This is a genomic window from Methanobacterium sp. BAmetb5 (assembly GCF_003491305.1).
In the GTDB taxonomy this organism is placed as follows: Archaea; Methanobacteriota; Methanobacteria; order Methanobacteriales; family Methanobacteriaceae; genus Methanobacterium.
Genome location: NZ_CP022706.1, coordinates 105,934 through 119,942 on the forward strand (window position 1 = coordinate 105,934; position 14,009 = coordinate 119,942).

General features: G+C 33.3%; 12 protein-coding genes. 11 read left to right on the top strand and 1 reads right to left on the bottom strand.

Annotated elements, in window-relative coordinates; all coding sequences use genetic code 11:
* Positions 1–116 precede the first annotated feature (116 nt).
* Positions 117–542 (top strand): lasso peptide biosynthesis B2 protein, encoded by a 426-nt coding sequence (locus CIT02_RS00570; RefSeq protein ID WP_292613016.1) that lies wholly within the window; start codon positions 117–119, stop codon positions 540–542.
* A gap of 16 nt (positions 543–558) precedes the next feature.
* Positions 559–2,298, top strand: coding sequence for an ABC transporter ATP-binding protein (locus CIT02_RS00575; RefSeq protein WP_292613018.1), 1,740 nt, complete (start codon positions 559–561; stop codon positions 2,296–2,298).
* A gap of 42 nt (positions 2,299–2,340) precedes the next feature.
* Here the strand turns inward: CIT02_RS00575 and CIT02_RS00580 are convergent, their stop codons facing one another.
* Positions 2,341–2,757: a hypothetical protein gene (locus CIT02_RS00580; protein WP_292613020.1), complete on the bottom strand. Its 417-nt coding sequence runs from the start codon at positions 2,755–2,757 to the stop codon at positions 2,341–2,343.
* Positions 2,758–2,835: 78 nt separating this feature from the next.
* Here CIT02_RS00580 and CIT02_RS00585 point away from each other — a divergent pair, with 78 nt between their 5' ends.
* The 9 genes from CIT02_RS00585 (at position 2,836) to CIT02_RS00625 (ending at position 13,990) form a co-directional block, all read left to right on the top strand.
* On the top strand, positions 2,836–3,999 hold the full coding sequence (locus CIT02_RS00585; RefSeq protein ID WP_292613022.1) for a nucleotidyltransferase family protein: 1,164 nt from the start codon (positions 2,836–2,838) through the stop codon (positions 3,997–3,999).
* A gap of 63 nt (positions 4,000–4,062) precedes the next feature.
* A complete protein-coding gene (locus CIT02_RS00590) occupies positions 4,063–5,004 on the top strand; it encodes an NAD(P)-dependent oxidoreductase (protein WP_292613024.1) in 942 nt (313 codons plus the stop codon).
* A gap of 23 nt (positions 5,005–5,027) precedes the next feature.
* Positions 5,028–6,017, top strand: coding sequence for an NAD-dependent epimerase/dehydratase family protein (locus CIT02_RS00595; protein ID WP_292613026.1), 990 nt, complete (start codon positions 5,028–5,030; stop codon positions 6,015–6,017).
* 5 nt (positions 6,018–6,022) lie between these two features.
* The gene (locus tag CIT02_RS00600; RefSeq protein WP_292613028.1) at positions 6,023–7,195 is read left to right on the top strand and encodes a glycosyltransferase; all 1,173 of its coding nucleotides are present in this window, start codon (positions 6,023–6,025) and stop codon (positions 7,193–7,195) included.
* A 1-nt stretch (position 7,196) separates the two neighbouring features.
* Positions 7,197–8,195, top strand: a complete 999-nt coding sequence (locus tag CIT02_RS00605) for a DUF362 domain-containing protein (RefSeq protein ID WP_292613030.1) — start codon at positions 7,197–7,199, stop codon at positions 8,193–8,195.
* Positions 8,192–9,340: a glycosyltransferase gene (locus tag CIT02_RS00610; protein ID WP_292613032.1), complete on the top strand. Its 1,149-nt coding sequence runs from the start codon at positions 8,192–8,194 to the stop codon at positions 9,338–9,340. Before CIT02_RS00605 ends, CIT02_RS00610 begins: the two co-directional genes overlap by 4 nt.
* A gap of 231 nt (positions 9,341–9,571) precedes the next feature.
* Positions 9,572–10,687 (top strand): glycosyltransferase family 4 protein, encoded by a 1,116-nt coding sequence (locus tag CIT02_RS00615; RefSeq protein ID WP_292613034.1) that lies wholly within the window; start codon positions 9,572–9,574, stop codon positions 10,685–10,687.
* Between the two features lie 29 nt (positions 10,688–10,716).
* On the top strand, positions 10,717–12,528 hold the full coding sequence (locus CIT02_RS00620; protein WP_292613036.1) for a DUF6541 family protein: 1,812 nt from the start codon (positions 10,717–10,719) through the stop codon (positions 12,526–12,528).
* 4 nt (positions 12,529–12,532) lie between these two features.
* Positions 12,533–13,990 carry a hypothetical protein gene (locus tag CIT02_RS00625; RefSeq protein ID WP_292613038.1) on the top strand — a complete coding sequence of 486 codons (1,458 nt, stop codon included), beginning with the start codon at positions 12,533–12,535 and terminating at the stop codon, positions 13,988–13,990.
* The last annotated feature ends 19 nt before the right edge of the window (positions 13,991–14,009 follow it).

Sequence of the window (14,009 nt, forward strand, 5' to 3'; positions counted from 1 at the left end):
TGAATTTCGTCACAATAGTATTTTTTGGGGAGGTGTTGTTCTAGATATGTTTCTTGTATATTATATAGGAAAGTTACAAGAGTGTACTATAACCTGAAAATTGAGAGTCAATGAATATGGGAGTTATTTCAAACTTCATAAAATTACCCTCCAGAGATAAACTGGTTGCCCTTGAATCCCTATTCTGGGTAATTAGGATAAGAATAACTCTCTGGATATTTCCATTTCCTTCTGTTCAAAGAAAAGTCCAGAAAAAGGCCAGTAAACATCATCCAACCACGGAACACTTGGTTTCTATGGTCAGACTACGAATCATGATCACCGTAGCTTCAAGGTATGTTCCCCGGGCCACCTGCCTGGTGCAGGCCCTAGCAGGGTACATATTGTTCTCCAAATATGGTTATCAACCTTCCATTAAGATCGGAGTTTCAACTCTAAATGGAGAGTTTGAAGCCCATGCCTGGTTGGAGCATGGTAAGCGGGTGGTTTTGGGAGAATCAGAGAAGGACTTTAAAACCATATTGGATATTGATCAGACTTGAGTTTAAAGGGTGTTTCATGTTAAAGCAATATTTTAAAAACAGCCTCATGGGTGAGTTCACCGAGAACTTAATCAGTTTAATGCCTCGGAAAGTAGTACTAGCCCTAACTTTAATGGTTATTTTGAGTCTTAACGAGGCTGTTAGTCTGCTTATATTAGTTCCCCTGCTGGGACTGGTGGGTTTAGATGTGGGCCAGGGATCTCTGGGGCAGATCGATGTTCTGGTTTCAAGTTTTTTCTCATATCTCGGTGTGCAGCCCACATTGGTTCTGGTGTTGGTCCTTTATGTGGTTGTGATCAGCTTCAGTGCCCTTTTAACCAGATACCAGACTCTTCAAACCTCCCAGATTCAGTACCAGTTTGCCAACCACCTCCGCCAAAGACTATACACTGCTGTCACCAACTCCAACTGGCTCTTCTTTTCTAGAATGAAATCATCCAGTCTGGCCCACGCACTCACCAATGAAATCGACAGGATAAGCACGGGAACCGGACAATTTTTGACTTTCATAGCCAGTATCATGATTCTGGTAGTTTACATCATCTTTGCCCTGGAACTGGCTGGCATTTTTACTGGTGTGATATTTGCAGTGGGAATAGTTATTTTATTAGTTTTAAGAAGACGAGCCAGCAGGTCCAGGACCAGTGGTGAGGATATAACCACTACCACTCGTGATTTATATTATTCCATACTCCAACACCTAGATGGAATGAAAACCATAAAAAGCTTTGGAATGCAGGATGAAAACAAAAAAATATTTAAAAAACAGTCAAACCAAGTGGCCGGGAACTACCTTCAAGCTATAAGGAGTTATGCAGATGTTAAATTACTTTTCGATGTGGGAACGGTAATTGTTCTGGCATTCATGGTGTTCATCCTTATTGAAGTTGTAAAGTTGCCCACTGCCAGTCTTTTTTTATTGATTTATCTATTTGTTAGGATGATTCCTCAGTTTTCAACAGTTCAAAGGGCTTACCAGTACTTCATCAACATGTTACCTGCATTTGGTAATGTAAACAATCTCGAAGAACAGTTTTTAGGTAACTCAGAATCTGAAGAACGAGATAATGGGTCAATTGAGTTTAAAGATTCTATTAAACTGGAAAATGTTTTTTTTTCATATGGAGATGAAGAACATTTCACTCTGGATAATTTGAACTTGGAAATACCAGCCGGTAAGACCATTGCCCTTGCAGGACCATCAGGAGCGGGTAAAAGTACTGTGGCTGATCTGGTGATGGGTCTCATCAGTCCGGACCAAGGAAGAGTAACTGTTGATGGGAAACCAGTAACCAATAGTACCATTCATTCTTGGAGAAACAGGATTGGTTATGTGGCCCAGGAAACGTTCCTATTCAATGAAACCATCCGTTTTAATTTAAAACTTGCCAGTCCTGATGCCAGTGAAGATGACCTTAAGGAAGCCCTAAAAATAGCCGCCGCATACGGTTTTGTTAGTAAATTACCTGATGGTATGGATACTGTAATTGGTGATAGGGGTGTTAGATTATCCGGTGGAGAAAGACAGCGCTTGGCCCTGGCTAGAGCACTCTTAAGGAAACCTTCACTCCTTATTATGGATGAGGCCTCTAGTAACCTTGATTCAGAAAATGAAAAGAAAATATTAAAGGCCATTGACAATATTCACGGTAAAATAACCATTCTCATGATTGCCCACCGAATTTCTACCATTAAAAATGCAGATCAGATTTATCTTATAAGTCAGGGGAAGATTCAGGAGTCTGGAAGTGGATGAAGAAGAGGGTAAGGGATTACTCTTGAATGGAGGGGCCTGCTATTAATATTGTCCTTTTGCTGATAAGATTTTAACCTCAAATTTAGCAATTTGTTTATTGGGATCTTCAAATCTAGCATAGAAATATGATTTTCCATTGGAAGGTATGTTTTGAGGGTTCAAGTAGGGAGAATCATTCACCGCAAATACTGTGCCATTTGCATAATATGTTGTGACTTGTATTTTAGGATCTAGAGCTTCGAAGGAGTTCTTATTTGAAATAGAACCACTAACATAATATATGGATTCATTTTCTTCGCTTCTATTTCCAACCGTGTTATTGTAAATTTTTAGTGTATCTAAGGATAATTTCTTTTCACCCCAAGTACTGTTGGCTTTAGTATTTTCGATACAGCCTGAGTTAACTACGGCAACTATCATAAAAACGAAGATGAGGATTGTCAATATTTTCTTTTCCATGGTATCACTAAGGTGTATACATATTAACCTTGGTAAAACAAATAAGTTTTTTTATCTAGTACTTTGAGGGAATTTAAAATGGTGGGGAACTACGATCTAAAACCAGAGGATCAATTGCTTCTTAACTGTTCTTTGACACTGTTATCTGGTGAAAACATTAAACGGATTAAACAACTCACCAACCAGGATTTAGATTGGAATTATTTAATAGATTTGGCCTACAAACATCGTTTAAGTCCCTTATTATACTGGCATTTGAATAGGAGCTCTCCGGAAGCAATACCTAGTAATCTAAAACTGGAATTAAAGGAACACTTCCATAAAAATGTCCAGAAAAATTTGATGATGTTCAAAGAACTTTTAGAGGTTGTAGACATCTTGCAAAAACAGGGTGTCGTTCCCATACCCTACAAAGGTCCTGTGTTGGCAATACTGATTTACAAAAATCTTGGATTCCGTATATTTGGTGATTTAGATTTCTATGTTCCAATAGAGGATGTTCCCAGAACAAGGGATATATTGGTTAACGAAGGTTACGAGCCATGGGAAAAACTCACCTCTGCTCAAGAAAAATCATTTTACAAATTCCAACGAGAATATCACTTTATAAACAAATTAACAGGTATTAACCTGGAGATAAAGTGGAAATTCTTATCCACATTAATCCCTACATCAAATGAACCAGTTTTTCAAGAAAATGAATTCTTTAAAGAAGTTAACCTTGATCAGTTTAAGGTGAAAACCATATCTCCTGAATACTTAATACTGATTCTATCCATTCACAATGCCAGTCATGCCTATTCAAGCTTATATCGTTTTTGTGACATTTCTGAGTTGATAAGATATTGTAGTAACATTAAATGGGAATATCTCCTAAAAATTGCCGATGATTGGGGAGTGAAAAGGATATTTTTGATTAACCTTAAAATTTTAAGGGAATTATTCCAAATACAACTTCCAGGAGATGTTCTAGAACTGATAAATAATTCGAATGTTGATGAAGTATCTAAGGATATCGTTAAAAGGTTGTTCACGTCAAAACCCAGAGGAGTACTGGAAAAAGTCGTTTTTCATAGTAATTTACGCGAAAAGAGGAAAGATAAACTCAAAACTATATTGATAATGATATTTTTACCCACACCGGGAGTGATTGAAAGTGTGTCTTTACCCAGGGCTTTAGAACCACTCTACTATATATTAAGGGTGTTTCAGATGGTGAAAAATGTGATTACAAACCAATAAAATTATAAGAGTCAATTAAGAATTTATTTTTAATAGAATAACTTTTAAATAAGGGGAGTATTAATGGAAACTGAAAAAATACTGGTAACCGGTGGAGCAGGATTCATAGGCACCAATTTAGTTAAAGAATTAGAAAACAGAGGCCATGAAGTATTTGCTGTTGACTTGCTTCATAATAATCGGGACAACTACCAGCGCTGTGATGTGCGCAACTACCGCCAGTTAGAACGACTTTTTAAAAATAACAAATTTGATTATGTTTACCATCTGGCGGCAGAGTACGGTCGCTGGAACGGAGAAGGATACTACGAAAACCTATGGCAGACCAATGTAATCGGAACCAAACACATGATCCGATTACAGGAAAAACTAGGTTTCAAAATGATATTTTTCTCATCTGCAGAGGTTTATGGGGATTACACTGGAAGAATGACCGAAGATGTAATGGTAAATAACCCCATTAAAGACACTTACCAGATGAATGACTACGCCATAACCAAATGGGCCGGGGAACTCATGTGTATGAACTCTGCCACCATGTTTGACACGGAAACTGTACGTGTACGCCCAGTAAACTGTTACGGGCCCCACGAAGAATATTCTCCATTCAAAGGTTTCATACCAATTTTTATCTATAAAGCACTACATAATCAACCTTACACAGTTTACAAAGGACATAAACGTATCATTGATTATGTGGAAGACACTGCTTTCACCTTCGCTAATATTGTCGATAATTTCATCCCGGGTGAAGTATACAATGTTGGTGGACGTACAGAATGGGAGAAAGATATTAAGGACTATTCAGACATAGTATTAAACGCTGTCGGTCGTGATGATTCTTTAGTTACCTATGAAGAGGCAGAGGACTTCACCACCCAGGTTAAAACCATTGATTTTTCCAAGGCAATAAAGGATTTAAAGCATGACCCTAAAATAAATCCTGAACAGGGGATTAAAAAAACTGTAGAATGGATGCGATGGTTCTACAGGGTAGAAGATTAAAATATCTATTTGGGGAGATTAACGTGGATTATAATGATTACAATGATAAAACGGTTTTAGTGACTGGTGGTGCTGGTTGTGTAGGGAGCAACCTCACCCGGAAACTATCAGAATACGCCGAGAAAGTTATAATATTAGATAATCTTGATTCAGCTTACGAATGGAATATTCCAGAAGTTGAAAATATATACTTCGTAAAGGGAGACATCCTTGATGATGAGATGCTCAAGCGTGTCTTTAAGGAGAAACCAGACTATGTTTTCCACCTTGCAGCCCATTTTGCCAACCAGAACTCGGTAGATAACCCCGAACTGGATCTCATGGTTAATGGGATGGGTATATTGAAAGTGTTAGAGTATGCTCATCTTGTGGGGGTGGAACGCTTTGTTTACTCTTCATCTGGATGTGGAGTCTATGGTTTAGACTCTAAAATGCCCTTTGAAGAACCCGATATTTCCATTAGTTTACATACTCCTTACCAGGTTACCAAACTCATAGGGGAACTTTACACTAATTATTTCCACAATCTCTACGGGTTACCTATTGTTAATGCCCGATTTTTCAACGTGTTTGGACCGGGAGAAGTTCCAGGAAAATACCGTAATGTAATTCCCAACTTCATGTACTGGTCCATGACTAACCAGGCACTACCCATCACTGGTGATGGTTCAGAAACAAGGGATTGGACCTATGTAGACGATATTGTTAATGGGCTCATGGCCATGGGAATAGTTGAAGAAGCCATTGGAGAAGCAATTAACCTTGGATCTGCTACTGAAACCAGGGTTATTGATATGGCCAACATGGTGAATGAGTTAACCGGTAACACCGAGGGAATTGCTTATGCAGCCCGCAGGGACTGGGATGCAAAGACTCGGTTGCTTTCTTCTATTGAAAAAGCTAAAAAAATCCTGGGTTACAATCCACAGACAACCTTTAAAGATGGTTTAAAGAAAACCCATTCCTGGTTTGTGGAAAACTGGGATGACATCGAGAGAAGCGCAGAATTTTGATATTTATGAATATCCTTGTTGTACAAGAATCCGACTGGATCCAGAGGAACCCCCATCAACAACACCATCTTATGGAACGATTATCTTTAAGAGGTCATAAGATACGCGTTATTGACTATGAGATCGACTGGAAAACCAATAAAAATGAGGGAATAATCTCCAAAAGACAGGTTTTTAAAGGTGTTCATAAAATTCATGATGAAGCAAACATTGATGTGATAAGGCCCGGCCTACTCAAGATTCCAGTTTTAAATTATGTCTCCTGGACTTGGACTAGCTGGAGAGAAATCAATCGCCAGATTAAGGAATTTAAACCAGATGTCATTGTAGGTTTTGGTTTGATCAATACATATATCGCTGCTAGAGCGGCCAAAAAACACAATATTCCTTTTGTTTATTACCTAATTGATGTTCTCTATACTTTAATACCAGAAAAATCACTACAATTCATTGGAAAACAGGTTAAAAAAGGTATCATCAAAAATTCTGATAAGGTTATAACCATCAACAAAAAATTATCAGAATTCGCAGTGGGCTTAGGGGCTGATGAGAACAATACTATTGTTATTGATGCAGGTATTGATTTGGAAAGGTTTGATCCTAAAATTGACGGTTCTGCTATCCGAAAAGAGTATGGGATTAAAGATGATGAATTATTACTCTTTTTCATGGGTTGGATTTATCACTTTGCCGGTGTTAAAGAAGTGGCAGAGGAACTGGGAAAAGGAAATCATGAAAATATGAAATTGATGGTAGTGGGAGATGGGGATGCCTATCATGATCTAGAAGACATTAAAGAAAAATACATTCTTGATCGGAGACTAATATTAACTGGTAAACAACCATACCGTAAGATACCGGAATTTATAGCAGCAGCGGATGTTTGTATTTTACCTGCGTATCCTCAAGAGATAATAATGCAAGATATAGTCCCCATTAAATTATATGAATATATGGCCATGAGTAAACCAGTTATTGCTACTCAGTTACCGGGTATTAAAGCTGAATTCGGTGATGATAATGGTATTTCCTATGTAGATTTTCCTGAAAACTTATTAAATAAGGTTATTGGGCTTGATGTTCAAGAGAATGGTAAAAAGGCTTGTAATTTTGTTCGAGATAATGATTGGTCATCAATTACTGATAAATTCGAAGAGACTTTAGGTGGAGTTGTTTAAGTTGGATGAGTATTTAGCTTACGTATCAAAAATTGAAAATTTAAAGGATGACATTAAAAAAAGTCTTGATTTCGTAAAATGGAAAAAATATGTTAAAAAAGATTCTACGGTTTTTCTCAAACCAAATTTTACTTATCCCTATTACAAGGAAGGAATAACCACTTCACCAGAATTATTAAAATATTTATTAGAAATATTGAAAGATAGAGCTGATAATGTATTTTTAGGGGAATCCGATGGAGGTAATCATTCGTTTACTGCGAATGAGTCGCTGGAAGGTCACCAAATGCCCGAAATTTGTAGGGATACAGGGGTAGAAATGGTGAACTTGTCGAATATTGAATCCAAGTTTGTTGAGGATAATATAAATGGTAAAAATGTTAAGGTCCAGCTTCCTAAACTTCTAATAGAAGATGTTGATTGTTTTATTTCGGTTCCGGTTTTAAAAGTCCATGTAATGACACAAGTCACCCTTAGCATGAAAAATTTATGGGGCTGTTATCCCGATACAATGCGTGGTTTGTACCATAAAAATCTTAGTGAGAAACTTACTCTGATTACTAAAGTACTTAACCCTAAATTGGTGGTGATGGATGGAATATATGCTCTGGATGGTCATGGCCCCATGTATGGGGAACCTAAAAGATTAGATTTAATTTTGTCCTCCAATAATCCTGTTGTTATAGATTCATTGGGTGCAAATATGATGGGAATACCTATTAAAAAGGCCGAACATGTGATTGTTGCTGAAAAAGAGGGTCTTGGAACTACAAATTTGAATAACGTAACTATAAATGATGATTGGACGAGATTCAAGATGCAATTCAGCGTTAATAAGACTGTTATTGACAGTTTGTCCACATTACTTTTTAAAAGTGAAACAATAGCCAAATTGGTTATGAATTCCCCAGTAACTCCCTTAATTTATGGATGTGCTAAATTCTTGAGAAATCCCAAGGAAAAAGAAGTCGTAAGTGAAATGGAGCGATATTACAAATGAAAATTCTTCAGGTCATTCCTTTCTTTGCCCCAAAGTATGGGGGAACTGTAAATTCTACATATATCTTGTCAAAAGAATTATCAAAAGCAGGTCACGAAGTTACAATATTAACTACAGATATTGATAAAGATGAAAAATATGTTGAATCAATTATAAAGAAGGGAGTAAATGTAATTTGTTTACATTCTGTTTATAATTTAGGTCTATTAATATATTCGCCTTCGATCAAAAACTGGTTAGATACCAATCTAAAAGATTTTGATATAATACATATGCATAATTTCAGATCTTACCAAAATAATGTTGTCCGTACATATGCAAAAAAATATAATATCCCTTATATTTTGCAAGCAAGGGGTTCTGTATTGCCTTTTTTTCAAAAACAGAATTTTAAAAAAATTTATGATTTTATATGGGGATATAAAATCTTAAATGATGCAAAAATGGTCATTGCTCTTACTAATGGGGAACTAAAGCAGTATCAACAAATGGGTGTTAGATCTGACAAAATCAAAATAATTCCAAATGGAATTGATCTATCAGAGTATCAGCTTCTTCCTGCAAGAGGAAAATTCAGGAAAAAATATGGTATTAAAACTGATGAAAACGTAATTTTATTTTTAGGGAGAATAAATAAAATAAAGGGTATTGATCTGCTTATAAATTCATTTTCAGATATTTCAAAAGAACTTGATATGGTTAAACTTGTTATAGTAGGCCCTGACGACGGGTTTTTAAATTATATTAAACAAATGATTATAGATCTAAAGTTGTCAGATAAAGTTATTATCACGGGCCCTCTTTACAATAAAGCCAAATTAGAGGCTTATGTTGATGCAGATGTATATGTTTTATCTTCAAGATATGAAACATTCCCAAATACAGTTTTAGAATCTTTAGTGTGTGTGACCCCTGTGGTAATGACAAAAAACTGCGGAATAGCAGATATTATTGATAAAAATGGTGGAATAGTTGCTGATCATGACATTCAACACTTGAAACAGGCAATTATAACTTTGTTAACTAATAAAAAACTTAGGTCTAAATATGCAAAAAATGGTAGAAGAATAGTAGAAACTAAATTTGACTGGTTAAATATCATTAAAAATCTTGAAAGAATTTACATGGATATATTAAATAGATAAAAAACAGGAATACTAATAAAAACATTATTTCTTTATTGAATAGTCAAAAATAGTGAATATATGAAACTTTGACTGAGTGACTTTATTGCTAATATAGCTTCATATTATCCGGCATAACACGTTTAGAACTATTAAAAATAAGAATTATGATATATACTGGAATAGATGCCTTAACATAATTTTAATCCTCAAGATTAATAAAATATTATTTATTTGGAAGGCCGTGATAAAATGATGAAAAATAGGGACCACCGTAATTGCATTGTAACTATGCCTTTGGGCAAAAGCGGAGTCATACCCTTTTCCAATTTAGTAAATATTGTTAATAAATTGTCTGATGAACTTTATTTAGTTACGGGTGGAGAGGGATACGATATATTTAAAAATGACGAAAAAATTCATGTTGATAAAATTACTCATCAAAATCATTCTAACCTCATCATGCGAATTATTAGCAACATTAAACTTCAAGTAACTATTTCACGATTATTATTTCAACATAGAAATAATTATAATTCTGTAATTCTGTTCATAGGGGGAGAAAGTCTCATTTTGCCTTCTATAACTGTTAAAATATTGAAAAAAGATTTAAAAATAATTTTAGCAGGATTTCCAATGAAAATAGGCAAAATCAAGAAAGATCCACTAACCAAAATTACTGGTTATTTATCAAATGTTGTTTTTTTCTTTTCTGACAAAATTATCGTATATTCAAATAGAATTGTTATTGAAAGAAGATTACAAAAATATAATAAGAAAATCGGAGTTACAAGCGAACATTTTATTGATTTAAATACATTTAAAATGATGAAACCAACATATCAAAGAAAATTAATCGGTTATGTAGGTACTTTAAGCGAATTAAAAGGCGTAAAAAATTTGATACAAGCAATAGAAATATTGGGTAGGGATGATCTAAAATTCATATTTATTGGTGATGGTCCTTTGTTTGATGAAATGGAAGAATATATAAACGCTAATAGTTTAAACAAAAAGGTAATGCTTAAAGGATGGGTTTCCCATGATGAATTGCCTCATTATTTGAATGAGTTCAAATTACTTGTTCTTCCTTCTTATACTGAAGGACTGCCAAATGTGCTAATTGAAGCAATGGCATGCGGAACTCCAGTTTTAGCCACTAATGTGGGTGCCATTCCAGATATAATAAAAGATGCAGAAACAGGATTTATAATAGAAAAAAATGTACCTCATCGTATAGCTAAGGATATAAATAGAGTATTAGAATATGAAAAGATTGGTAACATTATTTCAAATGCTTATAATCTAATTGAGAATAATTTTACATATAGCAAAGTAGAGGAAAAGTGGGATCAAATATTAGAATAGTTCAGAATAGTTTTTTAAAGAGGATAAGGATGAATATGTTAAAACAACATTTTGAAAAGATATTTATAATTATTAGTTTAACATTCCTCTTTCTCTCTATCGTAATTTTACTTATAATTCCTCCAACAGCAGGCTATGAGATTTCAATATATGATGTTTATCCACCATTTTTCTGGTTTTCCATAATATTTTCAATAGTATCTGCACAAATGAGTCTACTTTTTGGTTATTTGGCAGATAAAAACAAATTTGGAATATATTCTTACTTACTAATTATACTAAACGATTTAGTTTTGATATTTTTACCAATTATCCGTGGTTACTTCCTATTTGGTACGGGAGATGTAATGTCTCATCTCGGTTTTTTACAAGTCATTTTTAATTCTGGTTTTATTGGATCAAATAACATGTATCCTTTAATTCATGTGTTGGCTTCATCACTAGTTATTTTAACTGGATTAGATGTTAAAACAGTTATAAACTTTTTCCCTCAATTTTCCAGTTTATTTTTTTTATTATCGTTTTATTTGATAGCAAGATCTTTTTATAAGAAAGATGTTTTTTACTTAGCTCTGATTTTTTCTCCCATATTACTTTTTACGTTAACTTATACCACATTTGCTCCATATGTAATGGGAATTTTGTTATTACCTTTCATCATATTCCTTTATTTTAAATCTCAATCAGATAAAAGTGTGGTTTTTACAATTTTACTACTAATTTCGTTGATTTCAATAGTTTTTTTACATCCACTCATCTCACAAATATATGTTTTGCTTTTTATAGTGATGACCCTAATTTATTATAATCAGGATAAACTGTTTAAAAAAGAATTTAAATTAAATCTTAGATCTGGTATGAATCTTATTTTACTGATATCTGTAATATTTTTTTCATGGAATGCTTATCTATATTTAGTTACAAAAGATATAAAAAAATTCTATGCAGGTTTAATCGGTGAAGGATCGGGGTCTACTTTAGGTACATATACGAGCACCATTTCATATGCACAACCTAACTACATCGATCTCGTTAATTTGACTTTTTCGAAATATGGGCAATATATTATAATGGGTATAATTGGAATTTTTTGCGTTATTTGTTTAGTTAAAATTATTAGGAATAATAAAATAAAAGAAAATTATTTGTTTTCTTATATTTTACCATCCATGATGTTTATTCTTTTTTTATTACTCTCAGTCACAACTTTCGTTGGAACTTATATTTTTGATTTTGCTAGGTTTATTCCACTGGCATTTATCTTTGCTATCATTTTCATCCCAGTATGTGTTAATAAAAAATTAAAAACTATAAAATTGGAGGTAATTAATGGAAAATTATCTAAATATGGCATTTTTAAATTAGTATCCTTTGGTCTAATTCTTTTACTCGTAGTATATTTTTCCACTTTTAATTTATATTTCTCTCCAATAGTTAAAACCTCAAATGAACAAATGGGAAAAGCAGAATTTAATGGGATGGCTACATTTTTTGATATCCGGAATGATAACTTCCAAATCTTAAGCATGGGAATTTCACCCTATCGAATATATGATGCAATATATGGTAAAAATGTTAAGAAAAAAATGATAAGCTATGAAGGTGTTACTCCCCCTGATCATTTCGGATATTCTGAAAATTCTTCCTTTAGTCAAGTAGTAAATCAATCTACATATTTCATATTATCTAAAAGAGGAGAAATCCTTTATCCTTCATTATATTCGGAGTATAAAGATAAATGGAGATTTAATCCTAGCGACTTCCAAAAATTAAAAGAAAGTGATAATGGGGTTCATAGAATTTATAGCAACGGTGATCTTAACATATTTCTGATGGAGTGATTTTATGGTTAATATTGCATTAATTATCGGAACAAGTAGTTATGGAAAAGATATTTTAAGTAAGGCCCCATGGGTATCTAAATTAGATAGTAACCATCATGTTTTTGTTGCATCAAGAGTCAAACCAAAATCACATTTAAATGACGACCTTAAAATTTTAATTGGAGATGAAGAATTTGATAAAATAAATTCAGCCTTTGATAACCTTTCAAGAAATGCAAAAATGACTTTTCTTTATGATTCTCAGTTTCTTCATGAATATTCGGAGAAGGAAAAGGAAGATATGGAAAAGTGGTTAGGTATCTCTTTTAGATATATATCTTCATTCTCACGGTTGTTTTACGACAGATCTAAATATAAGGATTCTAGAAATCAAAATAAGTTAAATGATTATATTGTTGGATTAATAAGTTTTTATAAAAATTTTTTTATCGAGAATGATGTTGATTTAATGATAAATACATTAGAAGACACAACTTTTTCTGTAGTGTCATTTTTTACTGCTAGACGATTAGGTATTAAGGTTGTGAGTATATTTCCAAGTAGATTTCCTAAACCTGGTTTTTCCTTTAACGAAAATTTCAATGAGGTTTTGTTTTGGAATGATAAAACTACAAATATTGACACAGTTAGACAATTATATTCTTCCAAAACTATCACTGGAGAAAAAGTATTATCTGAAAATGTTAAATACTGGAAATTTAAATCAATTCCTAGAAGATTAGATTCAATTAGATATCTTTATAGATATAATAAATTCAAAAAGAATTTGTTGAAGAAATACCCGGAGGAATTCTACTGTTTTTATAATCAGAATATAATGGATATAATATATAAATATTTGATAGGATTAATTAGAATTTCGTTGATTAAGTTGGTGATTAAAGATCCAAACTTGAATGATAATTTCTTTTTTTTTCCACTTCATTATACTGCTGATGCTCAGATCACCTTCAAAGAGCCAATGTTAGATCAAATTGATTTATGTAAAAAAATATCACGTGCATTGCCCAATAATTGTAATTTATATATTAAACCTCATCCACATTATTTTGGTTCAGATACAAATTTTAAAGAAATTTATGGGTTGTCTAAATTTACAAATATTAAGATTATCCACCCATCAGTTCCTCCACAAAATCTAATTAAAAATGCTGTTGGAGTTATTACCATAAATTCCACTAGTGGATTTGAAGCTTTAATAATGGAGACACCAGTAATTTCATTTGGGCATGATTTTTACTGTAAGGAAGATTTGTGTTTCATTGTTCGAGATTTAAATGAATTAAGTGAGATCTTGTTAAAAATATTAAATGGTGAAGGAAAATCTAAAGAATATATCACTAAATTTATTTGTTCAACACATGTCAACACCATATTTATTAGTAATTATGAGGAACCGTCTGATGAAGATTGGACTAAAATCGCTAATGGATTTGATAAAATGTTAAGTTCAATATAACAACTTTTGTAGGTTAACT

Bases quoted from the DNA above. Each gene is read 5' to 3' on its own strand.
- CIT02_RS00575 (WP_292613018.1), top strand. From the start codon at position 559: ATGTTAAAGCAATATTTTAAAAACAGCCTCATGGGTGAGTTCACCGAG.
- CIT02_RS00600 (WP_292613028.1), top strand. From the start codon at position 6,023: ATGAATATCCTTGTTGTACAAGAATCCGACTGGATCCAGAGGAACCCC.
- CIT02_RS00625 (WP_292613038.1), top strand. From the start codon at position 12,533: ATGGTTAATATTGCATTAATTATCGGAACAAGTAGTTATGGAAAAGAT.
- CIT02_RS00570 (WP_292613016.1), top strand. From the start codon at position 117: ATGGGAGTTATTTCAAACTTCATAAAATTACCCTCCAGAGATAAACTG.
- CIT02_RS00620 (WP_292613036.1), top strand. From the start codon at position 10,717: ATGAATATGTTAAAACAACATTTTGAAAAGATATTTATAATTATTAGT.
- CIT02_RS00610 (WP_292613032.1), top strand. From the start codon at position 8,192: ATGAAAATTCTTCAGGTCATTCCTTTCTTTGCCCCAAAGTATGGGGGA.
- CIT02_RS00580 (WP_292613020.1), bottom strand. From the start codon at position 2,757: ATGGAAAAGAAAATATTGACAATCCTCATCTTCGTTTTTATGATAGTT.
- CIT02_RS00590 (WP_292613024.1), top strand. From the start codon at position 4,063: ATGGAAACTGAAAAAATACTGGTAACCGGTGGAGCAGGATTCATAGGC.
- CIT02_RS00585 (WP_292613022.1), top strand. From the start codon at position 2,836: ATGGTGGGGAACTACGATCTAAAACCAGAGGATCAATTGCTTCTTAAC.
- CIT02_RS00615 (WP_292613034.1), top strand. From the start codon at position 9,572: ATGATGAAAAATAGGGACCACCGTAATTGCATTGTAACTATGCCTTTG.